Genomic DNA, 21,068 nt, shown 5'->3' with positions numbered 1-21,068 from the left:
CCAACCGGCCGCGCCCCAGGGACCGGAACCATGCCCCGCAGCGGGCGACACGAAAGGCAGGTGGCGGTGACGCGCGTACCGCGCAGGCTGGCCGTCGTCATCGACGAGCAGGACGATGTCGCCTACACCCGGGCCGCCCTCAACGCCCACCAGCCCGAGTTGGGTCGCATCACCATCCAGCCGACCCCGGCCAGCAGCCACCCCGCCACGCTTGCCCACGACGTCCTCTACGCCCTGGGCAAGCGACTGGCATCAGGCCCAGGCGGCCCCGACATCCCGCTGGATTCGGTGCGCCCCGCATGGCTGGCCGCAGCCGCATGGAGCGCCGCAACCGGGATCCGGCACCTGGTCGTCACCCGCGCCCATCTGCTGACCACCACACGACTGAACCAGCTGTTGGCTTGGCGCGAGGCGACCGGAGTTCAGCTGACCCTGCTGTGGCAGACCACCCCGCGGCGCATGCCCCCGACGCTGGCCTCCATCGAGCACCACCTCACCGGCCTCGATCAACTCCACGCCGCACTCGCCGCATCGGGCCCGCGACCCGCACGCCCGTTCTTCCCGCCACTGCCAGCGTCACCGGACACCTCAACTCCCACTCCCCCACTCCCTCACGGAGCACGCCTGCTGCCAGCACAGGCCGCTCACACAGGACCGGTCCCTCCACCGCGCTCCAGGCAGTCCTGCATGGGAGCCACCGCAACAGCCCAGCAGGCATCCCCCCTTCCTGCGCTACCCGTTCGCCCTCAGGACTCCGCATACCTCGCCACCCTTGCCCACCCGCTCATCGCAGGCGCCCTGAGCGTGCTCGCGTTCACCGGCACCACACAGATCGCACTCCGCGATACCCGCGACATCGACCTCAGCGGCCACGCCACCTTGCTGCGCACGCACAGCCCCGGCCACCGGCGCTGCCGCCTGTACGAAGTGCCGACCTGGGCGCGACCCCTGCTGGCCGCAGCACGCGCCCACCACCGCCTGGCAGATCGCCGCCCTGAGGAAAAGCTCTTCGCCCCGGGCCTGCAGTCGGGCGCAAAAGCCCTGCGTGCCCATCGCGAGCACCTCCCTGCCCTCTGCGAGGTCCGCGACGAGCGTGCCTGGCGGTGACGTAACCCCGCGCGGCGACCACCCGCCACGATGAGGTCCAGAAGGTGGGCGCAACGTGGCGGTCGGTTCGAGCCTGACGGGGAGCAGGAGCGTGGGAGCGGGTGGACGAGGCGGATTTTCGCCAGGCAGGCATTCCCGCAAACGCGCACAAAGAACGGGCAAGCTATTCCATTCTGGGGCTGCTGGCCAATAGTGCGACCTGCCAACCAGCGGCAAGATCATCACCACCAGTCGCATCGGCACGAATCCTGGTCTACGTAGCGTCTCGTACTGATCGGCGGGCAGCCTCACGTAGTTGCCGTCCGCTCGCAGGATGGCTCTGTGCCCGCTGCCGGTGCACTTGAGCTGCACGTCGAAGCGCGGGCCTCGACGCCGCGAAGTCCTCGATCCCAGGACGGTGACGTCAAGGCACTCGTAGTCGAGCTGCGGATCCTGCAGCCGACTGCGGGGAACGGGTCCTGTCCGTGCGGCTTGGCGGCGGTTCCCTTGCGGCATCCGGCCGGAGCACGTATGCGCTCGACCGGCTCAGTCAGTGGGAACGGGGCGTGCTCGCCTCGTACACGGTCTCGGTGGACTGGGCGGCGGCTGAGCCGGTCATCCCACTGTGGGTACCGGAGCGGCTCGCGGCCCGCCTGTTGTCTCAGCGCTGCAGGCTCGTGTACTAAACCCAGGCCGAGGAAACGCCTCCAGCCGGAGACACGGCATTGGTTCTGGGGCGGGCTCCGGTCTTGGGCTGGGGATGTTCGACGACACCCCGGTGTATGGCCGCCAACTGCTGTGGCAGCGTCCTCTCCGGGTCAGCCCGTCTTGCTGGCGCGCCATTCGAGTGCCTGCGGGGTCTCGGTGAACTCCACCAGGTGTTCGCCCGCGAAGCGTTCCAGTGCGGTGCGTACCTCGGCGGGGGTGACGTAGAAGAACTCCTTTCTGTTGTTGACACGGTTGACGCGGCGTTCGGCGAACTCCTGGTGGAGGCGGGTTTCCAGGCCGACGGCGTCCTTGCTGAAGATCAGGGCGTGGACGTCGAAGCGGAAGGGGACGGCGGCGCCGCTGAGCTCGTAGACCCGGTCCAGCGGTTCGAGGCGTCGGGTCATGCCGATCTTGACGATGCTGTCTCCGAAGGCGCCGATGTTGGAGACGACGTAGACGTAGCCGGTGCGGACATTCGCCGCGCGGGCGTCGACGTCTTGGAGCGCCTGCTGGATCTCGGCGACTTTGGCTTCCATGTCGCGTACGGCCTCGTGGTCGCCCTGGACGCGCATGCGTTCGAGGGCGGCCTCGTAGTGGTTGAGTTCCTTGTGCAGTTTCTGCCGTTCGCGGTCCAGATCGCGTTGGGCGGCCGCCTCCTCGCGTTCGCGGGCTCTCGCCTCGCGCTGGGCTTCCTTCTCCTCGTCCTTCTTCTGCAGGAAGTCGGCTGTCAGCTGCAGTTCGCGGACGCGGGCGTCGTGGTAGGCGTCGGAGATGCGGATGTGCATGGTGGCGCCGAGCTTGGCGATGGTCTCCCGGCTCTTGTAGAGGCGGTCGACGAGTGAGGTGAGCCGGTGGGGGCGCATGGTGCGGACGGCGTAGTCGGCTTCGGCGTTGTAGGCGCGGAGCATCAGTTTGGAGAAGTCCCGGATCATCTTGCGGCCTTCGCGGGCGGAGCCGTTGACGGTCCAGTCGGTGGCGGCGAGAACCGCCTGGTTGTTGCGTGCGAGGTTCTTGATCTCGGCCTTGAGGGAGTCCAGGCGGGTGCGGTAGGCGACCGCGTCGTGGAGCTGGTGGTGGTAGGCGTAGATACCGGCCTGTTGCAGCAGGGCTGTCTCGTCGGTGGTGACGATCTGCGCGCGCAGCTCGGTCAGGCGGTTCTCGGCCTGGTAGATCTCTCCGCGGTATTGCTCGGCTTCCTTGCGGATCCGTTCGGTGTCCTTCGCGGCCTGCTTGGCGTCGGCCTTGATGTCCTTGGCGGCCTGGCGGGCCTGGTCGATGACGGCTTGGGCCTCTGTCTGCGCCTGCGTCCGCAGCGCGGCCGTCTCTTGGCGTGTCCGCTGCATGAGTCCGGCGACCTGGGCGGCGTCGGCGCCGTGGGTCTGCGCGATCCACTGCCTCAGTTCCTCCAGCTCGCTCGCCTCGTCACGTCGCCGACGGCCGAACCAGCCCCTCTTCCGCCCGGCGGGGACGCCGGGCGGAGGCGCGTACTGCTGGGGAACGGCGGCTGTCGGCGGCGCGCCTTCGGGTGCGTCGGGCAGCCACATCTGCCAGCCGGACGGAGGCGGTGGCCAGGACGGGTCGGGCTCCCAGCCGACCGGCGGGATCCAGCCCTGGGCCAACGGCCAGTTCGGTGGTGGATTGAACCGAAAGCCGTTCACATTCACCCGTGCACTCCCCTCCCGGCACCGTCCGGTGCACCCTCGACACTCGCGCGATCATGCCGTGCAGGCTGCCGGGAGGACGGCCGATCGAGAAAATCGGCGCAAAAGGCACCTTGGCCGGTCTACCGGCCTGGAACCTCAGATGACGGCGAGATTGACCACGATCGGAGCACGGCGGTCGTGCCAGGCCAGCGCCGACCGCCGGCTCTGCCACATGCACGGCTCTCGCGCCTCCCCGTTGCCAGGCGTGCTCGCGCTGGGCATGGCAGTGTCTGGTTCGGCACGGACGGCCTGGCCGCGGTGGCAGCATCAGTCGAGCCAGTCCAGGGGAATCAGCGCGGTGCGATTGCCTTCGGCATCGGGACGCCAGTTGCCGATCACGGCTTCCTGGAACCAGTCTTCGGGCAGGTTCGCGTGGTCGCAGACGATGATCTGGAACGCTCCGTTGTTGAGCTGTACGACGTCGTTGAGGAGTTGGAAGTAGGCGGTGACGGTGGCCCAGTCGGCGTCTTCGATGGTGGAGGCGTCGCGGGGTTTTTCCGGGAAGAACGCCTGGGTGGGCTGGTCGAGCATGAGGAAGCCCGGGACGGGCCGGTTGTTACGCCGCAGGTAGGTGTGCAGGGCGAGGTGGGCGACCAGGTGGTAGCCGATGTGGTTCTTGGCGCTGCCGATGCGGGTGAGGGGCAGGCGTCCGGAGGGTCGTCTGAGGACGACGTTGAGGAGCTTGAGGCTGATGGCCGCCTCGGTGGCGTCTGCTGCTCCTCCGAGGTTGAGCCGCTTGGCCCAGGCGGTCATGCCGATGGCGACGTCGGCAAGGCGGCGCTCGGTCTCGGCTGCGACATCGTCTTCATCGACGAGCCGCTCAAGCGTGGTTGCGTGCTCTTCGGCGAGGGCGAGGTTGTGGCGCAGCCGGGTGATGTCGCGGTCTGTGCCTGTGCGGGTGAGTGCTTCGGAGATCCGGCCCTGGATGTGAGCGACTCGCAGGTTGTGTTCCTGCAAGCGGCCCATGCGTTCGTCGCTTGCCAGGAGTTCTCTGAGCTGGGCGCCGTTGATCCTGAGGCGCTCGGTCACGGCGGCGCGCTCGCTCTGGAGGGCGCGCCGGTGTTCTTCGCGTACGGGCTGGAGTGTCTGTGCCTGGGCGAGTTCTTGTGCGAGGTGGTCGGTCAGCTCGGAGATGTCTTGCGCGGTGGGGTCGGGGTGTTGCAGAGGCTGGGTGCACATGGGGCACACGCTGGTGTCGTGCTGGCGTTCAGGGCCGAGGAGCTCGAGGGTTTTGAGGCGGTCGAGCTGGAGGTGGAGTTCTCCGGTGAAGGCGCGGCCCTGCTGCTGCCATCGGTCGACTGCGGCCAGTGCCTCGTCGAATTCCTGTAGCTGTTCGCGCAGGATGCGGCGTTCGTCGTTGAGTTCCTGGCGCCGGTCGCGCAGTTCCAGTGGGGCTGCGGTCTGGGGGGCTGCGGCCAGGGCCTGGTGGAGGAGGTCGAGGACCTGCGAGTTTTCGAGGGCCGCGGGCACGTCGGCGAGGAGGCCTTCGGACTCCGCGAGGCGTACGAGAGCCAGACCGTTTGCGTCCATGGCCTGCTGGTGGCGCAGGGCGTCGTCGAGTTTCCGCTGTGCTGCGCGCTGGGCTCGCTGGGCTTCGCCGAGGCGGTGACGGCGCAGCGCCTGTTCGGGGCCGGCTGCACCGAGGAAGTACGGCAGGGTGTCCTTGAGGGTCTGGGCCATGCCGGGTTCGGTCTGGCGGTGGAACAGGGCCGTCTGGGAGGCGATCTCGTTCTGGTTCTGGAAGCAGAGCAGGGCCGCTTGGCCGATGGAGACGTCGAAGGCGTTGCGGGCCGCGCCGGCGGGCGGCTGGAAGTGGAAGTCCTCGATCCCGAGGCGGGCGCTGAGTTCGCTGCGCAGGACCGCGACGTTGGAATTGTTGACGAGTTCGTCGGGCCGGGGGATGTCGAGGGTGGCGTCGCCGGTGCGGATGAAGGCGTGCTGGGTGGAGGCTCCGGCGGGGCGGGGCCGGGCCAGGACCATGCGTGAGCTGTCGGCGAAGGTGACCAGGAGGGCGTACCAGCCGACGGTCTGGTCGATCAGGCCGTCGGGCAGGTTGGGTGCGCTGCGTCCGAGGCAGTAGTCGACGATGGTGAGGACCTCGGACTTACCGGTTTCCGACTCGCCGGTGAGGATGTTGAGCGCCCCGGGGCGGAACCGCAGGACCCTCGGGGGTTTCCTGCCGTCTCGGTGGTACAGGGCCAGGGCGAGCAGCTGCATGGCGGTTCTGGGGCTCCTTTGTAGGGGCGGGTCAGGGGCGGACACCGAGGGCGGTGAAGGCTCGGGTGGGGTCGGTCACGGCGAGCCAGCGGCCGACGAGTGCGGCTGCGCGGGCGCAGTCGGCGACTTCCTCGCCGGGGGCCGCGGACGGGGGCCTGGGGGTGCGGGGGCAGATCAGTCCGGCGGGGGTGACGTCTATGGCGTGGTGGCGCATGGCGGTGCGCAGGCTGGCACGGGTGTAGGTGGTGAGTGCTGCGGCGCGTTCGGCGAATGCGGCCTGCAGACGCGGGTTGTCGTTGGCCCAGGCGGTGAGCGTCACGGTGGACTTGCCCGGCAGGGATTCTCTGGTGTCCGTGGGCAGGACGAGGGGCAGGATCAGGAACGCACTGGGCCAGGGCAGGGGGCGCTGTGCTTTTTTGGTGGCGGTGCTGACGGCGCTGGCCAGGAGGTAGGCGCCGAAGGCGGGGTTGAACAGCGCATGCGCCTCCGACACGTTGCGGTGGGAGTCGCTCGTCACTGTTCCTGCGTTTCGTCGGGGTGCTTGCAGCGGTTCTGGTAGTCGGGGTGCCAGCCGAGCTGCCGATCGGGCTGCGCGGTGTCGGCCTGGTCGGACAGGCCGTGGGTGCTTCCTTTGCCGACCCAGGGCGCGGTGACGGTGCCGGGGCGCAGCGGGGTGTCGGCGACGCGGTCCATGGTGGCGTCCAGGATTTCCTGCCCGATGGCCTGGCGCTCCTCTTCGCCCGTGTCATCAGGGATGCGGCGGGTGCGGCGGCGGAAGGCGGTCTCCCACTCGTAGTGGAGTTCGCCTTCGTATTCTTCGAGCCGCTCCGGGGTGATCTTGAAGGTGCGCAGCCATTCGGAGCGCTGGGCCCGTGCGAGGTGGTAGTCGCGCAGGTGCATCGCCACCTCGGAGTCGGGCAGCCCGATCCACCGCATCTGGGCGACGACCAGGCGGTCGCTGTAGCCGGCGATCTCCGCCTCGGTGAGGTTGCGCAGGGTCTCGGTGATCGGCAGGTGCTTGCCGGTGTAGCGGCCGGTGACCTCGTCGCGGCGGCACATGAGTTCCTGGGCGCTGACGGAGGCGCGCATGTGCCGGGGGTTCTTGCGTTCCAGCAGTTTGACCGCCACGCCGTACCACCACCCTTTGATCTCCTCGAGGGCGGACTGAGCGTGGTCGCTCGGCGTGATCCCCAGTTCTTTGGCCAGACTAGGGTCGAGGTCTGACATCAGGGGGGCGCCGTCGTTGACGGTGATGGCACTGACGAGTTCCTGGCGCCGGGCCGGGGTGAGCCTCATGAACAGGCGGCGGTCCTTGGCTGTGGTGTCGGGCCCTTTCTCGTCGCCGGCGACCTGTTCCATGCGCTGCAGCGCCTTGGCTTCGTCCCGGTCCGGGCCGGCGCCGAGGTAGTGGAAGAAAGTGTCCCGCGGTGCGGTCTGGGTCGAGACGAGGCGCAGGATGGGCATGGCGGCGCCCGAGGGTTCGGAGAGCTTTTTGAGAGCGTCGATCCAGGACCCGACGGAACGCCAGAAGTCTTTCCCGGTCTCGCTCAGCGGGCCGGCGGCTTCGCGGTGCTTTGACTGCAGGAGCTCCCGTGGCGTCTTGTCCGGGTCGAGCAACTCGATGTCGTCGAGGAGTTCCATGCGGATCTCGGCAGTGGGGTCCTGCCAGCTGCGGCGGGCGAGCTCGAGCAGGGCGAGCTCGCACTGGTACAGGTATCCGGTCATCTGCCCTGCCGCCGAATGCGACCTTGCTCGCGCCACGTTCCCCACTACTGATCGTGCTTGTCCGAGCGGCGCAAGTCCCACCCCTGCGACCGACCACACCACACTCAACGCGACCTGGGCGGTTTGGTTTGGTGTGATGTGTTGTGCCACTCCCCTGCGGCACAACGTAGCACCCGCCGCGGCGTCGCCGTCAGCCTTGAAAGGATCGCCGTCCGTGATCTTCGGCCGCTGTGTGGTGAGCCTGGTTGCAGGTCTGCCGCCCAGAGACCGCTGCGCTGCCCCTTAGCCGAGGGTGGCTCGCCGTTGTTGCTGTGGGCTTGCTGTAGACCGTCTTCCTATGACCGCGCCACAGGTGTGCCGGCAGGGGCGTGCCCCGCCCCTCTGGGGTGCAGCACGTGACACTGCTGTGTGGCGGGAGCCACGAAAGTTGCAAGCCTATGGCGGTCATTCACGGGACGTCGTCACGGCACACTCTGCCGCTTCAGCCCTCCAGTCACCCCGTGCATGTCCGAGACCGGTCCTATGCTGATGACGTCTTGACCCGATGATGCTTCGCCCCGGTCACTGTGCATGGGATAGAAGCGGAAACAGAGGTTCCGTGTCGGAGTCGTCCCTCGGCCCGCAGGCACAATCCTCGGCAACGGCTTCAGGTGAGCGGGCCGTTGCGGCCGCGGGCAGTATCACCACCGCTGTAACCGGCGACGGGAACGTCGTCATAGCTGGCGATGTGAACGTCATCAACTGTTACATGATCTTCTGCGGCGCCGAGAAGGATGGACCAGGGCCGGCAGCGGTGGCGGCGATACCTCAGCCTCTGGCCGCAGCCAGGGGAAGAGTAATCGTTCCTGTGCTTGTCGGCATCGTGAACTGGGTGGGCCAGGACGTCTCGCTGCATCCTGGCCCACGCCTGGTGCGTTCCTATGTCGAACACGCCCTGCGCCAGGTAGGCACCGACGGGGTGATCGCCTACGGCCAGGAGCTCGACAATGGCGACACATTGCTGTTGTTCACTGGCACCGATGATGTACGCGCGCTCGGAGCGCTCCTGCTTCGCGAGCTGGATCAGCTGATGGCGACAGACTGGCAGCGAGCCACACGCAAGGAGGGCTATCTGCTGCCGCAGGTACGACTGATGCTGCATGCCGGGTTCGGGGAGTTCGACGGCTCCAGCATCTCCAGTCCGTCACTTGTTGATGCCCTGCAGTCGCACTCCAGGACCACGGCGATGAACGACGCATACACCGGGGACGCGGTCGGTGTGGTGGCACTGGTCACGCGTGAAGCCTTTGATGCCGAGGTCTACAGGCTGTATTACGGCGAGAGGCAGCGCTGGCTTTCGTTCACACAAACGATGCCCGGTGCTCCCAGTCTGGACTTCTGGTCCCGCGGCACGCTGGGCGTGGAACGTCGCGAGCCGCCTGCCGACACATGATGCGGCCGGACCCAGGATTCGCAACTAGGTTGCTTGGCAGTAGAGATGAGCAGGAGTGGTGATGCTGACAGGTTGGCGCAGGGGCGTGTTGTGGACGGTAGCGACGGCTGCTGGTCTGGTCGTTGTGGGTTTGACGCTGCTGCTGTGGCTGAAAGATCTTGGGACCGCGGGGACGGTGGCGGGTTTCGTCGCTGATACCGCCGCGATCATCATCGTCGTCCTGACCGTGCGGGCGCTGTTGCTCCAGTCCGGTCAGCAGCAGAATCACACTACGGCGTCGGGCCCGGGGGCGGTTGCGGCCGGTCGTAGCATCGGCAGGGCCGTAACGGGCGACGGCAATCAGGTATCGAGGCCAGCCCCGGCCGTTGCGCCGGGTGGTGCATCGCCGGGTGGAGCGGTGGAGGCGTCAGGCTCGAAGTCGGTCGCGGCGGGTGATTCGATCGGTGAGGCTGTGACAGGCGACAACAACACGTGAGAGACAGCTGGAGCTCCATCGGCTGGGCGAGCGTGGGGGACGGGATCAGCGCGTGAAGTCCTGGCGGAGCCGTTTCGGCATCGGGTGGGAGAACAGGTGGTCCCGTAGCTCCCAGCAAGGTTCAGCTGAATCGCGTGAGGTGTCGGCGTCGGGTGACGGGGCCGTCGCGGTGGGCGGGGATGCTGGCTTGATCCTGAATGGGCACAACAACACGGTGCTCATGGATCCGGCGTACGGAGGGCTGAGAACGCTGGATGACCTGGCTGCCGCAGGTCGGGCCCGCATGGTGCAGCGCTGGCATGCGGCCGGCGTTCCGCTCGATGTGGCGTGCGCGTTCGCCGATACCCCACGGCTGGGATCCCTTCCCTCTGCGATGGTCACCTCGTCCGAAGGCCGTGTAGTGGTCCTGGAGGGTGGCTTTGGGGCGGGCAAGTCACTGGCAGCGGAGCGGAAGCACCAGCAGGACATCGCTGCGGCCCGCGCCGATACGCAGGCCCCCATTCCTGTTCACCTCCACGCCAAGCATATTCAGGGTGGTGTGGTCGACGCGGCGATCCGGGCAGCACGTCCCATCGGTGATCCCGCAACACGTGGTGTCGCTTTGGTGGTGGACGGACTGGACGAACCCGGCCCGATCCGCGGCAAGGAATTGCTGGATCAAGGTCTAAGCTGGACCGCATCGACGGCCGGGCAGTGCTGGCGCATCCTGTTCACGGCCCGTCCCGGCCTGGAGCTGCACGACTCGGTTCGCCGGATCATGCCGGAGCTGAACGAGGATGAGACGGCCCTGCTGATCGACCGGCTCGGCGGGAACGGATCTGCCGTGGGCGGTCAGCCGGGCATGGTGCGCCAAGTGCTGCGTCGGCCGCTGTTCGCCATCATCGCAGCCGGCCTGCAGCGCAATCAGAGCCCTCTGCCAAACAACCCGTTGGCCTTCCTGCAGGCGCTGGTGATCCGGGCACTGCGCGATGCGGAAGAGGCCAAGGAGGAACGCGCCGAGCGGTTGCTTCAGCGGCTGGCCACGGAGTGTGTGAGCAATGCTGGTCTGGCAGCGGCCGCTGACGTGGGCAGTCCTGGCGACATGCACGCGCTGCTGGATACCCGACTTGTGGTACGTGTCGGCGAGCGACACCTGGCGTTCGCTCTACCCGTGCTTGAGCAGTACTTCGCTGGTCAGGCTCTGCTGACCGGCGGCGTACCGGCCGAGGTGACGCAGAACGTAGAGCTGCTGGACCGCTGGCGCTACGGGCTGGCCATGGCGGTCGCCTCGGCAGGCTGGGAGGCGGCACGAACGGTGCTTGAACCTCTGCTGCGCACCCAGCCGGGTATCGCGGCCTGGGCCGTCCACGAGGCCATCCCTCGCACTGTGCATGAGGGAGAAGGTCCGTGGCCGGATATGCCTGCCAGTCTGGTCAGCCAGCGCCTGCAGACGACACTTGAGGCCTGGCAACAGGGGCTCGGCCCGGCAGGTGACCTGATCTTCCTCTACACAAGATGGTCTGGTCCCGTCACGGTCGATGCCCGCTTGGAGGGCAACGAGCTGGGACTGCACATCCTGCGTCGCCATGCCGACCACACGCCGGGACTCGCTATCCCAGTCTCCCATCGCTGGGCAGAGCCGCGTGGAATACGTCCCCTGGCGGCGTCGGCCGGGCCAGTTGCGGCGGACTACGCCGCCTGGCCCTGGCAGGAGACCCTGGGCATAGTCGCCTCGTACCTGCACACGCTGTGCGAGCGCAGAGACTTCGACTTGGCCGACTGCGAGGCCTACACAAAAGAGCGGCTGTGGTTGGCGAGCACAGGCCTGCTGAGACGTTCACGCCGGCGCTTTGCACCGCTGCAGGCAGACGAAGCGCATCAGGCCTTGCGCCAAAGCCTCTACTCTGCGGGAAGCCTGCCTGTCCGGTCGAGCTACGGTCACCAGTTCAGCGGCCGGCAGGCGGAGTTGCTTCGGATTGACGAGCAACTCGGCAGTGGTCAATGGGCTGACGACAGCGGCATGCTTCACTACCCCTATGCTGTGCCCGACCAGGAAGACGGTCCCCACGTGCACTGGGTCTGGGACACCTACAGTCCCCCACAGCTCAGGCTGCGCACCGAGCAAGTCCTCACCGCTGCCATTGAGATCTACACCGCGCTCGTCGACACCTGGTTCCCCCACCTCAAGCAGGTCCTCGGCCTGGCCAGCGCCTGCCCCGCCACGTTGGTCGCCGACCTGTACATAGCCCCACCCCAGGACAGTGCCTCCTATGAGCCACCCCTCATGCGGCTCTCCCTCCGCCCCTCGACGGGCAGCTCGGTCAGCGTCCGTCTCGTGCCGTCAGAGGATGACCTCTACGCTCCGGTGCCGCCCCTCCCACCCGGGAATGAGCCGGCGAGGTCCCCGTGGGCGCGCCCGAGCACGCCGGTCGTCAGCGAACCCGAAGTCTTCGACGACGCTCCCGCGACCGGCTATGCCTACGCCTGGCTCCACGAAGACCTGCACCGCCTGCATCTCACCGAACACGGGCCACGAAGAACGAACTCTGGCCTGACATAGCGCTCTTACGGGCGGCGCACGGCAGAGCCGCCTGTTACGGCACGCGGCGCTCGGGTAGCAGGCCCAGTTCGCGTGCAGCGGCCAGGTCCTCGTACGCCGTGGTCCGTCCAACATGCATGCCGGGGCAGACGAGGGTCTCAATCACCTGGCGTGTGGAGAGATCGGCTGGTGCATCGCAAATGATCTGCGCGGTCTTCTCGATACGGGGCAGGTAGGTGCCCCACCATCGTGGCCCCGTACGGCGCCGGAGCTCTTTCACGAGGGCGATCTGCGGATCGGGCATGACATCGCAGAGCTTTCTAACGAGTGGTGGCCTCCATCCGTCGTCGGTCCACTCCCAGCCCTCTTTGGTGCCCTTGAAGGGACCGTAGGGAATCATGGACAGAGCGAGCGGCAGGGCGAGCTTGCGAGCAGAAGCGCGGATCCGGTCCTTCTCCTGGTCCGAGGACACGCCGCCAACCGTGGTGGCGTTCTCTTGCTCGACGAACCCTCCGCGGTCGACCTCGAGCGCGACGCACATGTCCACGCCGGTGGCGCTGCAGCTCAGCCAGATACGGAAGCGGGGCGGGAAGGGATGACCGGCCACCTGTACCGGGCGGTCCTCGAACCAGACCTCGTCTCCGTCGTGAAGACTGGAAGGCTCAACGATCAGACCTTCCGTCCAGTACCGGTTCACTCGGCTCCCCCACCACAATTGCTGCGGAGCGCACCGATCAGCAGCAGACCAAGAGTTGTCGTCCCGGCGAACGCCACGGCGGCGTCCCTGTACGGCCTTCGTGACCGGCTCGGAGTCGACCTGGGCGAGGATCAGGGCTGCGGCAGCCGCGAGCAGTCCCACCAAGACAGCCACCAGTACGCGGTAGTGAGTAGATTGCACGGCTCCACTCTCGTGGCACTGTGCCGGGCAATCCAGCGTTCTTCGGTCCGCAGAACGCGAGACGAAAAAGCGGACAACCTCTGACCCTGCATAAACTCCACAGGTGCCGTTGGAGTCGGCATGAGAATGACACGGGTCTTTCGTCACTAGCGTCAGCACCAGTGCGTCACGGCCTGTCAGTGACAACTAGCAGGTCACCAGGGCTACGCCGCTGACATCGAGGTGACGACTCGCTACTGACACTTCCCTGCAGACCATCAGCGCGCCGGCGGGGCTTCGGGCACCGGCACGCTGGCCGGCGGCCGCAGCTCATCCGGCCACAACAGTGTCTGCATCGCGATCACCTGCTCCCGGACGCGCAGAAGCCCCAATGTCTCGCGGGTCCGCAACGCCGCCCGGACAACGGCGACCTGGCCGGCCTCCCGCATCGCCTCGCGCAGGAGGGCGTAGGGCCGGGCGCCCCACGGCCTGGTCGACGCCGAGCCAGTAGGGGCGGTCGGCCAGCATGGGGTCGATCGTCGCCTCGGGCACGAAGGCGAGGACTTCGATGGCCTTCGCGGTGGGCAGGGGGAGGTCGGCCAGGTCGTCGTCGGTCAGCACTACGACGCGGCCATCCGGGGCCTCATAGCCGCGGGCCACCTCATCCCACGGCACCTCCACGCCTTCGCGCTCGCACACCCGCCGCTGCCGCACGCGGCCGCTGCACCGGGTGTGGACTTGGTGCAGCGGCAGGCGGTGGCTGGTCTCCGTCGCCGAGAACACGGTGACCGGGATGCTCGGAACCGGCGCCCAGCAGTCCTGGACGCCCCTGCTCATGTTCGTCCTCGGGGCCGCCCTGTTCGCCGCGGTCTGGTCCCGCTTCTTCCGCCGCAGCCCCCTGGAATACCTGCTCAACGCCGCCACCAGGCCGGCCAAGTACACCCGATGAGACCCGGTCGGGGTGGGGCTCCTCCGTGTTCCACCCCGGCCTGGACCGCTCATGGATCCAGCAAACGCATAGTCCCTTCGTCGGTGGCGCCCACTTTTCTGTTATCGCCCACTCCGTGTCACGTCTCCCATGCGTAGGCACCGTCCCCACGAGAGCCCGAGGAGCGACACAGTGACACTTCAGATCAGTCGGCGCAGCATGCTCAAGGCCGCGGGAGCGGCGACCGGCGCGGTCGGTATCGGTATCGGTATCGGCACGGGCGTGGCCGCCTCCCCGGCGACGGCGGCGGACGCGTCCTTCGCGCACCCCGGCATGCTCCACACCCAGGCCGACCTCAACCGCATGCGCGCGATGGTGAACGCGCGCACGGAGCCCTGGAAGGCGGGCTGGGACCGGCTGGTCGCCAACAGCCACTCGGCTGCCGGCTGGGTCCCCAACCCGCAGGAGACGGTCGTTCGCGGCGCCACGCCCGACGGGCCGGCCGAGAACTACTGGATCCTCTTCAACGACATCCACGCGGCGTACCAGAACGCGCTGCGCTGGAAGATCACCGGCGATACCTCCCACGCTGACACCGCGCGGGACATCTGCAACGCCTGGTCGGAGACGTTGCCGGGCATCGCGGGAGGCTCCGAAGTCGTGCTCCTGGCGGGCATCTACGGGTACCAGTTCGCCAACGCCGGCGAGATCATCCGCGACTACCCCGGCTTCGACCTGGCCCGTTTCCAGGACATGCTGCTCAACCACTTCTATCCGATGAACCACGACTTCCTGAACCGCGAAACCAACTGCATCGGCCACTACTGGGCGAACTGGGACCTGTGCTCTATGGCCTCGATCATGGCCATCGGGATCCTCCGCGACGACCGGGCCATGTTCGACGAGACGGTGGATTACTTCCACAACGGCGCAGGCAACGGCTCGCTGGCCAACGCGATCCCCTACGTCTACAACGACGTCGGGCTCGCCCAGTGGCAGGAGAGCGGGCGCGACCAGGGCCACAGCCTGATGGGCATCGGCCTGATGGGCACCATCTGCGAGATGGCCTGGAACCAGGGCGTCGACCTCTACGGCGCGGACGACTCCCGGTTCCGCAAGGCGTGCGAGTACGTCGCCCGGTACAACCTCGGCTACGACGTGCCCTACACCACCTATACCTGGAACAACGGCGCGCACTGCGTGGAAACGGAGCAGACCGTCATCTCCGAACACGGCCGTGGAGGTGGACGCCCGGTCTGGGCGCGGGTCTACCACCACTACGTCAACAGGCGCGGCATTGCCATGCCGAACACCGGCGAGATGCTGGCCCGCAGCGGGGCCGAGGGAGGCGGCGGCGACTACGGCCCGAACAGCGGCGGATACGACGAACTCGGCTTCGGGACACTGGCGTTCTCCCGGAACAGGGCCACCGCGACCGAGTCGGCGCCGACGCCTGCCACCGAGTCCAGTTCATCCGGGTCATCCGGGGACTCCGCCGTCGAGCAACCCTCCGGTCTCAGCCCTCAGGGCGGGGAGAGCGACGGCAACCTGGCCGCCACCGGTTCCTCCGAACTCCCGCTGTGGACGGCCGCGAGTGGCGTCACCGCCCTCCTCGGCGGTCTCCTCCTGTTCCGCCGCCGCGGCCGGACCGCCGCGACGCCGAGTGAGACCCCGGAATGAGACCGTCAGACCTGGGCGTCGGCCCGGTTGCCCGGCACATGCCGGGCGGCGGCTACGACCAGCGCGGTGAGCAGGCCGATCGGACGGGATCTCGGCGTTTCTGGTGAAGAGTTCCATCGGGTTGGTCGGCCCGCCCGATGGGGCTCCGGATGGGGCGGCGGCCCGTCGCGGGCCGCCGCACCCCGAACGCCGGGCGGCGGTCATCGACGGGGCCCGCTCTCGCGGCGGACTGGTGGTGGAGGAGGACTACGGCGGCGAGTTCCGCTACGACCGGCAGCCGGTCGGCGCGGTGCAGGGCCTCGACCCCGACCGGGTCGTCTACGTCGGCTCGACCAGCAGGATCCTGTCACCGGCACTGCGGCTGGGCTGGATGGTGCTGCTGCCATCTCGGCGTTCGTGGGCTCTGGGGCCCGGCTCGTCGCGCGGGCGTAGGTCGCGAACTGCTCGGCCGGGGACTGCTCCGGCGGGGAGGTGGGTTTGCTCGCGGCTGGAGCTGGGGCGAGATGCCGGGTCGTCGTGCTCACGGTGCTCTCCTTGTGGCCTTGAGGGCTGGGGCTTCTCAGTGCTGGTGACGGTGGGAGGGCGGGGTGACCTGGCCGTCCCAGAAATCGAGGACCAGGGCGAGCAGGGCTGCGTCCTCGGGGCCGAGCCGCAGTTGGACGTCGCCGGAGATGTCGTCGCCGACGATTTCGTGGCGGATTTCTCGGGCGGCCAGCGCGGCCGACAGGGTGTCGGTGGCGGCGGACGGGGTGGTGCGGGCCTGGGGGTCGAGGTCGTCGAGGGCGGCGCACATGATCTCGGCCAGGGTCGGTTCGGTGGGCTCGAAGTGGCGGCGGTGCGTGGTCATCGGAGTGTCCCGGTGCTCGAAGGGGTGTGGTCGGCGGGGGGACCGGCTACTGGGTGTCGCGCGGCCCGGTCCTGGCGGGCCCGGAGGAGGATGGCCCGGCGTTTCTCGGCGGCGCGCCGGGCCTCTCGCGCCGCGGCCTCGGCCGACTCGTCGACTTCGGTCTCCGGGCCGCGGGTGTAGGCGCTGGCGAAGCGCGCGGCTGGTCTCAGCTTCTTCGATCCGGTCGTGTCGGGCGGCTTGCATCTGCCTGCGGGCCAGTTGGTACTCCTTGGTGACTGTGGTCCTCGGTGGGAACGGCGCCGCTGGCCTGGCATCGGCCGGACGCACGTCAGTTGCCTCGCCGTCGGCCTGGCGGCTGGAGAGGGCTGGGGGCGCTGGCAGCGCCTCGGCGGGACGGGGGGCGGGCAGGGAGGTGGTGTCGGGTGGCAGCACGTGGAGGGCCGTGACGTGTTGGCTGCCCATGGCGGTGTTGATGTGGCTGATGAGGTCGGGGGTGCGGAAGCGGATGTCGGTGGCGACGGCGTAGCTGGCAGGGCGGATGGTGAGGGTCTTGGTGTCGGCGTCGTAGGCGACGGGGAGAGCCTGGCCCTGTTCGGCGAGACGGGGGGCGATCTGGCTCCATCGGTTGATGAGGGTGCCGCCGGCGGCGGGGGCTTCCCAGGCGCGGTCGGTGAACAGGCTCCGCAAGGCGGTGCCGAGGGACGCGGGCTCACGGCCGTCAGGTCGCCGCGTGGGTGCGCCGCGGCGGGGCTTTTTCCGGGGCAGCGCGCTGTGGCGGGTGCGGGCGACTTCCCGGGCTGCTTTGAGGGCGACGCGTGCGAGGTCGACGCCGGTGGGCTGGGTGGTGTCGGTCATGCGGTGTAGGTCCTGGTGGGGATGCCGGCCGTGGCGGCCAGGCGGGTGGGGTTGTCGGGGTCGGTGAGGAACGCCAGGCAGTAGTCCGGTGCGCGGGCGATGAGGGTCTCGTCGCGGATGGCTCGGGCGTCACGGCCGTTGGCAACGTCGTTGGCGCGCGGGCGGATGGTCGTCGCGGCCATGGACGTGGCGGCGAGGTCGGGCTCCTTGAGCTCGAGGTCGAGTTCGCTGCTGATGTACTGGGCGGCCCATCCGCTGGTGACACGGTCGACGATGGTTTCGCCGGTGTGGAGGAAGGTGACCGGGCGCGCTCCGTGGACCGCGAGCGAGTCGTGCCAGGTCTCCAGCAGTACGGTCTCGACGGCCGCCTGGTCGTCGTAGTGGGGGCAGCCTGTGACGAGGGCATCGATGTCGGACAGTCCGCGGGAGGTGATCGCGGTGATGGGGCATTGGGGCTCAGGCGAGTCTGGATGGCCTCAACAAGGCTGGGGGCGCGCTGCTGGAGCTCGTCTTCGGCCTCGGGGGTCCGGGTCATGACCTCAAGGACGCCGTCGGGTCGCGGGGAGAGGGGATCGACACGGTTCGTGAGGGACTCGCCGAGAACCTCGTCCCAGATCATCAGGAGGCGGGGCGAGATCTGGAGGCTGGGCCACTGCACGATCAGGCCGCGGACGCACCGCGGTTGCGGCGAGTTCTCCGATGCGGGCGGCGGACGCGGGTGTGCCGGGGGCTTGTTGTACCCAAGCCACGAAATCGGTCGGAGTGGTTCCTCAAGGGCGCCGAGTACGTCGCGAGGTACAACCTCGGCGAGGACGTGCCGTTCACCACCTACCGGTGGGGGCACCACACCACCTGTGTCCAACGCGAGCAGGCCGTCGTCTCGCCGCAGGGACGGGGGCATGAGCGCCCCGTCTGGGAAATGATCTACCACCACTACGTCACCCGCCGGGGACTGTCCGCGCCCTATGTCCAGGCCGCGGCGGAGAAGTGGCGCGCTGAGGGCGGCGGTGGCGACTACGGCCCCAACAGCGGCGGCTACGACCAGCTCGGCTTCGGCACGCTCGCCTACACCCGCGAGCCGGGCGACGCGGAACCGGGCGGTCCTTCGACCTCCTCCACCAGCCGACCGTCCGGTGCCGGTGGCGGTGGCGAAACGGCCGACGCTGCCGACTCAACCGCGGGGGCCCGCGGCCGCGGGGCGACTCGGGTGGCCTGGCCGCGACGGGTTCCGACGCCCTGATGCCCTGGGCCGGCGCTTCCGGCCTGCTCGCCCTGGTCGCGGGCGGTCTGCTGCTGCGCCGACGCCGGCAGGGCTCAGGCGAGCACTGATCCGCCGCCTACTCGGGCCCCACCTCGGATCGTTGGGGGACCTCGGCGACGGGGTCAGCCGGACGCTCGCGCGTGAGGTACTGGGGCACCGGGGCGTCATCGCCGCCGGTGTCCCGTACCACGCCGTAACGGACCACGCCCTCGGCCGTTCCCGGCGCGGTGTTCACATCGGCCTCGACATCCGGGTGGGAGACCGGCTGGATCAGCAGGTTGTAGTCGGAGCCCCGCTCGTGCTGGGTCAGCACGACACTGCCGTCGAGGTAGAAGTACTCGTGCTGCCACATCTGTTGGGCGCCGTCCGGCAGCCGCGTGTAGCCCGTGTCGGGGGCGCCCATCCAGGTGGTGCCCGAGGGCCCGCCCGGAACGGCGTCGTCCATGCGGTGGCCGCCGCCGGACGCCACATGGAAGATCCGGCCGGTCAACCCGGTCCAGGTGGGCATGACCATGTCTCCCCGGCGGCCGTCGCTCCCGAGCTCGTAGCTGACGCGGACGTATCCCTGTCCGGAGAGGACGACGTACTGGTCGCGGTAGACCATCAGGTAGCCGCCGCCCGACGCGTCCCGGTACCGGCCGTCCTCGGCCGCCACGGGCCTGCCTTCGGGGCGCGCCGGCAGCCGGGCCGGCCGCGTTCCCGGGTCGGGGGCCGGTTCCGCGGCGTCCACGGTCTGCCCGTACACGGCGTCCTGGGAGGCGGATTCCGGCGGGGGCGCGTCCGGCGGGGCGTCGGAGTCGGACGGGTCAGCGGGGTCGGGAGTCGGCGAGCCCGCCGCGGTCACGGTCGCCGTCGGGCCGTTCGTCACCGGCTCTTCCGACCCGTCGTTCGCGGGCGGCAGGACCACGGCGTAGAGCGCGACGCCCACGGCGAGCCCGGCGACACCGAGCGTCGCGAGCGCGGCTGGTTTGGCCGTGAGGGGTCCGACGAGCTTGGCGACGCCGCCGCCCTTCGCGGCGACGCCACCGGTGGCCGAGGTGCCAGCGCCTGCCAGCAGCTCGCTCGAAAACAGGAAGCCGGCGGGCAGGGGAACAAGGCCGAGCCCGGTGAGCAGCCCCTCGACCGGCGCGAGGTCGGCGGAGCGCCCGGCGCACAGCTCGCAGTCGCGAACGTGCCGGGCCAGGCGCTTGCGCCAGAGCGCCGCTGGCCGGCCGTCCCAACCCTCGACGGCCACGGTCAGGCCGGAGCAGCGCGGCCGCCCGGCGAGCGCGCGAACCACTCGCCGGGCCACGTCAAGGCGGTCCCGCAACCGCTGTACCCGCACGCCCGCGTGCGCGACGGAGACCCCGGTCGCCTCGGCCAGTTCGGCCCGGGTGAGCTGGCCCGCCACCTCCTGCCACCACAGGGTGAGGAGCATCCGCTCCTCTCGGTCGAGCCACCGCGTCGCCTCGGCCGTCTCCCTCCGTTGGCCGGTCAGGCGCAGACGCAGGATGGTCAGGTCCACGAAGTCGCCGTGCGGGTCCTCCACGTCCGCGGCCTCCGGAAGCGCGACCGTGACCGAGGAGGAGCGCGAGCCACGCCACCAGTCGCGTATCTGGTGCATGGCGATGGCCACCAGCCAGCTCCGGAAGCGCTCCGGCTCCTTGAGGCCGGCCATCCCGCGGGTCACGCGCAGCATGGTCTCCTGCACGAGGTCGTCCACGTCCGGGTGCCCGTTGAGTGCCCGGCCCACGACGTTGTAGACCAACGGCAGGTAGGCGTGCGCCAACTCCTCGAGCGCCCGTTCGTCACCGGCCCGTGCGGCCTCGACCATGGCGGCGTTCGGCAGGCGGTCGTGCCGCGTGGTCCCTCGCATTGGAGGTTTGTCCCTTCGCGTGGGCGTCCGTGGGGAGACGCTGGCGCGCCGGGGCCCCTCCGGCGGCAGTCCGCGAACGCTTCCGCCGCGCGGCCGAGCGGCGCGGTCTCCCGGCTGGCCAGCACGATATCGAGGCCCGGTGCGTCGCCGAGGAGGGGGGCGCCGCGCGCCCGGGGCGTTCGGCCGTGACGTCGATGCCGTCGAAGCGGACGCTGCCCCGGTCGGGTTGTTCGGGCCAGGCGACAATCTTCGGCAGGCTGGACTCGCCGCAGCCGGAGGAGCCGACGGTCTCGCCGTCGGCGATGTCCGGGTTGACGCCGTCCGGCGCGGGGCGTCGTCCGCCTGTCGCACGCGTCGCCGATGGTGCGCGGATGCCGTGTGACGACGCCCGCCACCTCGATTCGGGCCGTCCGATTTCCCTCTCCCTTCCCGGCTCACCCAGAGACAAGGAGCTCTCGTGACAGCACGTTTCGCATTCGGCGGCGGCCAGGTGGTCCTTCGGCCGGGACGCCGCGCCGGTGGCGTTCGAGCACGCGTCGGATCCTGACCGGCTGTACCTGCTCGACGAGGCCACGTCGCCCTGGCACGGCCCCGATCACCACTGGGGCGCGGGTTTCGCGATCACCTCGCGCGGCTCGGGTCGCTGGCAGACGCCGTACGAGATCGCCTGGCGGGCCGACGGCGCGATCGCTCGGCACCGGCCGGTGCCCGGTCTCGAGTTGGAGGTGCGACTACAAGCCACACAGGGGCGGCACAGACCCGAGCACAGGGGCAGCACAGACCCTGGAGACGTCGCCGGCCGGCCCCGGGTCGGCGGGGGGCGCGGCCGGGGGTGGGCGCGAGGGAGCGTGGGAGGATTAAAAAAAAAAAACACCCCCCACCACAAAAAAAAAAGACAAGA

The 21,068-nt window shown here is 69.1% G+C and carries 18 protein-coding genes and 3 pseudogenes; 10 read left to right on the top strand and 11 right to left on the bottom strand.

The annotated features are described in order from the left end of the window. Positions 1 to 60: 60 nt before the first annotated feature. Positions 61 to 1,107, top strand: coding sequence for a hypothetical protein (locus ACFWI8_RS31820; RefSeq protein WP_387098659.1), 1,047 nt, complete (start codon positions 61 to 63; stop codon positions 1,105 to 1,107). Between the two features lie 797 nt (positions 1,108 to 1,904). Here the strand turns inward: ACFWI8_RS31820 and ACFWI8_RS31815 are convergent. The 4 genes from ACFWI8_RS31815 to ACFWI8_RS31800 all read right to left on the bottom strand — a co-directional run bounded on the left by ACFWI8_RS31815 (position 1,905) and on the right by ACFWI8_RS31800 (position 7,439). Further along, positions 1,905 to 3,452, bottom strand: a complete 1,548-nt coding sequence (locus tag ACFWI8_RS31815) for a DUF4041 domain-containing protein (RefSeq protein WP_387098657.1) — start codon at positions 3,450 to 3,452, stop codon at positions 1,905 to 1,907. Between the two features lie 312 nt (positions 3,453 to 3,764). After that, a complete protein-coding gene (locus tag ACFWI8_RS31810; protein ID WP_387098655.1) occupies positions 3,765 to 5,714 on the bottom strand; it encodes a DUF3732 domain-containing protein in 1,950 nt (649 codons plus the stop codon). Between the two features lie 31 nt (positions 5,715 to 5,745). Beyond that, positions 5,746 to 6,231 carry a three component ABC system middle component gene (locus ACFWI8_RS31805; protein WP_387098653.1) on the bottom strand — a complete coding sequence of 162 codons (486 nt, stop codon included), beginning with the start codon at positions 6,229 to 6,231 and terminating at the stop codon, positions 5,746 to 5,748. Beyond that, complete coding sequence (locus ACFWI8_RS31800; protein ID WP_387098651.1) at positions 6,228 to 7,439, bottom strand: ABC-three component system protein; 1,212 nt, start codon at positions 7,437 to 7,439, stop codon at positions 6,228 to 6,230. The genes ACFWI8_RS31805 and ACFWI8_RS31800 overlap by 4 nt, the downstream gene beginning before the upstream one ends. Before the next feature lie 727 nt (positions 7,440 to 8,166). On the opposite strand from ACFWI8_RS31800, the gene ACFWI8_RS31795 reads away from it, so the two are divergent. The 3 genes from ACFWI8_RS31795 to ACFWI8_RS31785 all read left to right on the top strand — a co-directional run bounded on the left by ACFWI8_RS31795 (position 8,167) and on the right by ACFWI8_RS31785 (position 11,885). Next, positions 8,167 to 8,871, top strand: a complete 705-nt coding sequence (locus ACFWI8_RS31795; protein WP_387098649.1) for a hypothetical protein — start codon at positions 8,167 to 8,169, stop codon at positions 8,869 to 8,871. Positions 8,872 to 8,926: 55 nt separating this feature from the next. Beyond that, positions 8,927 to 9,346 carry a hypothetical protein gene (locus ACFWI8_RS31790; protein ID WP_387098647.1) on the top strand — a complete coding sequence of 140 codons (420 nt, stop codon included), beginning with the start codon at positions 8,927 to 8,929 and terminating at the stop codon, positions 9,344 to 9,346. A gap of 187 nt (positions 9,347 to 9,533) precedes the next feature. Further along, on the top strand, positions 9,534 to 11,885 hold the full coding sequence (locus ACFWI8_RS31785) for a hypothetical protein (protein WP_387098645.1): 2,352 nt from the start codon (positions 9,534 to 9,536) through the stop codon (positions 11,883 to 11,885). Between the two features lie 34 nt (positions 11,886 to 11,919). Here ACFWI8_RS31785 and ACFWI8_RS31780 read toward each other — a convergent pair whose 3' ends face one another. The 3 genes and pseudogenes from ACFWI8_RS31780 to ACFWI8_RS31770 form a co-directional block, all read right to left on the bottom strand. Then, the gene (locus ACFWI8_RS31780) at positions 11,920 to 12,735 is read right to left on the bottom strand and encodes a hypothetical protein (protein WP_387098643.1); all 816 of its coding nucleotides are present in this window, start codon (positions 12,733 to 12,735) and stop codon (positions 11,920 to 11,922) included. 284 nt (positions 12,736 to 13,019) lie between these two features. After that, complete coding sequence (locus ACFWI8_RS31775) at positions 13,020 to 13,190, bottom strand: Ku protein (RefSeq protein ID WP_387098641.1); 171 nt, start codon at positions 13,188 to 13,190, stop codon at positions 13,020 to 13,022. A gap of 106 nt (positions 13,191 to 13,296) precedes the next feature. Continuing rightward, positions 13,297 to 13,578: pseudogene (locus ACFWI8_RS31770) on the bottom strand (Ku protein); the annotation flags it as partial. On the opposite strand from ACFWI8_RS31770, the gene ACFWI8_RS31765 reads away from it, so the two are divergent. From ACFWI8_RS31765 to ACFWI8_RS31755, 3 genes and pseudogenes are all read left to right on the top strand, one after another. Continuing rightward, entirely contained in the window at positions 13,535 to 13,690 is a 156-nt protein-coding gene (locus ACFWI8_RS31765; RefSeq protein ID WP_387098691.1) for a hypothetical protein, read from the top strand. The pseudogene ACFWI8_RS31770 and the gene ACFWI8_RS31765 sit on opposite strands and share 44 nt — an antisense overlap. Before the next feature lie 171 nt (positions 13,691 to 13,861). Next, positions 13,862 to 15,349, top strand: coding sequence for an alginate lyase family protein (locus ACFWI8_RS31760; RefSeq protein WP_387098639.1), 1,488 nt, complete (start codon positions 13,862 to 13,864; stop codon positions 15,347 to 15,349). Between the two features lie 169 nt (positions 15,350 to 15,518). Next, positions 15,519 to 15,728, top strand: a pseudogene (locus tag ACFWI8_RS31755) (PLP-dependent aminotransferase family protein); the annotation flags it as partial. Positions 15,729 to 15,908: 180 nt separating this feature from the next. Here ACFWI8_RS31755 and ACFWI8_RS31750 read toward each other — a convergent pair. From ACFWI8_RS31750 to ACFWI8_RS31740, 3 genes and pseudogenes are all read right to left on the bottom strand, one after another. Further along, a complete protein-coding gene (locus ACFWI8_RS31750; RefSeq protein ID WP_387098637.1) occupies positions 15,909 to 17,051 on the bottom strand; it encodes a DciA family protein in 1,143 nt (380 codons plus the stop codon). Next, positions 17,048 to 17,233: a hypothetical protein gene (locus tag ACFWI8_RS31745; RefSeq protein ID WP_387098635.1), complete on the bottom strand. Its 186-nt coding sequence runs from the start codon at positions 17,231 to 17,233 to the stop codon at positions 17,048 to 17,050. The genes ACFWI8_RS31750 and ACFWI8_RS31745 overlap by 4 nt, the downstream gene beginning before the upstream one ends. A gap of 284 nt (positions 17,234 to 17,517) precedes the next feature. After that, positions 17,518 to 17,670, bottom strand: a pseudogene (locus tag ACFWI8_RS31740) (DciA family protein); the annotation flags it as partial. A 195-nt stretch (positions 17,671 to 17,865) separates the two neighbouring features. On the opposite strand from ACFWI8_RS31740, the gene ACFWI8_RS31735 reads away from it, so the two are divergent. Further along, positions 17,866 to 18,291 carry a hypothetical protein gene (locus ACFWI8_RS31735; RefSeq protein WP_387098633.1) on the top strand — a complete coding sequence of 142 codons (426 nt, stop codon included), beginning with the start codon at positions 17,866 to 17,868 and terminating at the stop codon, positions 18,289 to 18,291. Next, complete coding sequence (locus tag ACFWI8_RS31730) at positions 18,291 to 18,380, top strand: LPXTG cell wall anchor domain-containing protein (protein WP_387098631.1); 90 nt, start codon at positions 18,291 to 18,293, stop codon at positions 18,378 to 18,380. Before ACFWI8_RS31735 ends, ACFWI8_RS31730 begins: the two co-directional genes overlap by 1 nt. An 8-nt stretch (positions 18,381 to 18,388) precedes the next feature. On the opposite strand, the gene ACFWI8_RS31725 is transcribed toward ACFWI8_RS31730, so the two are convergent. After that, positions 18,389 to 20,167, bottom strand: coding sequence for a sigma-70 family RNA polymerase sigma factor (locus tag ACFWI8_RS31725; protein ID WP_387098629.1), 1,779 nt, complete (start codon positions 20,165 to 20,167; stop codon positions 18,389 to 18,391). Between the two features lie 518 nt (positions 20,168 to 20,685). On the opposite strand from ACFWI8_RS31725, the gene ACFWI8_RS31720 reads away from it, so the two are divergent. Then, on the top strand, positions 20,686 to 21,068 hold a 383-nt coding region (locus ACFWI8_RS31720; RefSeq protein ID WP_387098627.1), incomplete at its 3' end, for a hypothetical protein.

Source organism: Streptomyces sp. NPDC127098 (genome assembly GCF_042722465.1).
Taxonomy (GTDB): domain Bacteria; phylum Actinomycetota; class Actinomycetes; order Streptomycetales; family Streptomycetaceae; genus Streptomyces; species Streptomyces millisiae.
Note: the sequence above shows the minus strand (reverse complement) of the source record. Positions and strands in the feature narration are given on the sequence as shown.

Coding starts and splice junctions, on each gene's coding strand:
- ACFWI8_RS31800 (WP_387098651.1), bottom strand. CDS start 7,439: ATGACCGGATACCTGTACCAGTGCGAGCTCGCCCTGCTCGAGCTCGCC.
- ACFWI8_RS31810 (WP_387098655.1), bottom strand. CDS start 5,714: ATGCAGCTGCTCGCCCTGGCCCTGTACCACCGAGACGGCAGGAAACCC.
- ACFWI8_RS31725 (WP_387098629.1), bottom strand. CDS start 20,167: ATGCGAGGGACCACGCGGCACGACCGCCTGCCGAACGCCGCCATGGTC.
- ACFWI8_RS31745 (WP_387098635.1), bottom strand. CDS start 17,233: ATGGCCGCGACGACCATCCGCCCGCGCGCCAACGACGTTGCCAACGGC.
- ACFWI8_RS31775 (WP_387098641.1), bottom strand. CDS start 13,190: ATGCGGGAGGCCGGCCAGGTCGCCGTTGTCCGGGCGGCGTTGCGGACC.
- ACFWI8_RS31730 (WP_387098631.1), top strand. CDS start 18,291: ATGCCCTGGGCCGGCGCTTCCGGCCTGCTCGCCCTGGTCGCGGGCGGT.
- ACFWI8_RS31750 (WP_387098637.1), bottom strand. CDS start 17,051: ATGACCGACACCACCCAGCCCACCGGCGTCGACCTCGCACGCGTCGCC.
- ACFWI8_RS31765 (WP_387098691.1), top strand. CDS start 13,535: ATGCTCGGAACCGGCGCCCAGCAGTCCTGGACGCCCCTGCTCATGTTC.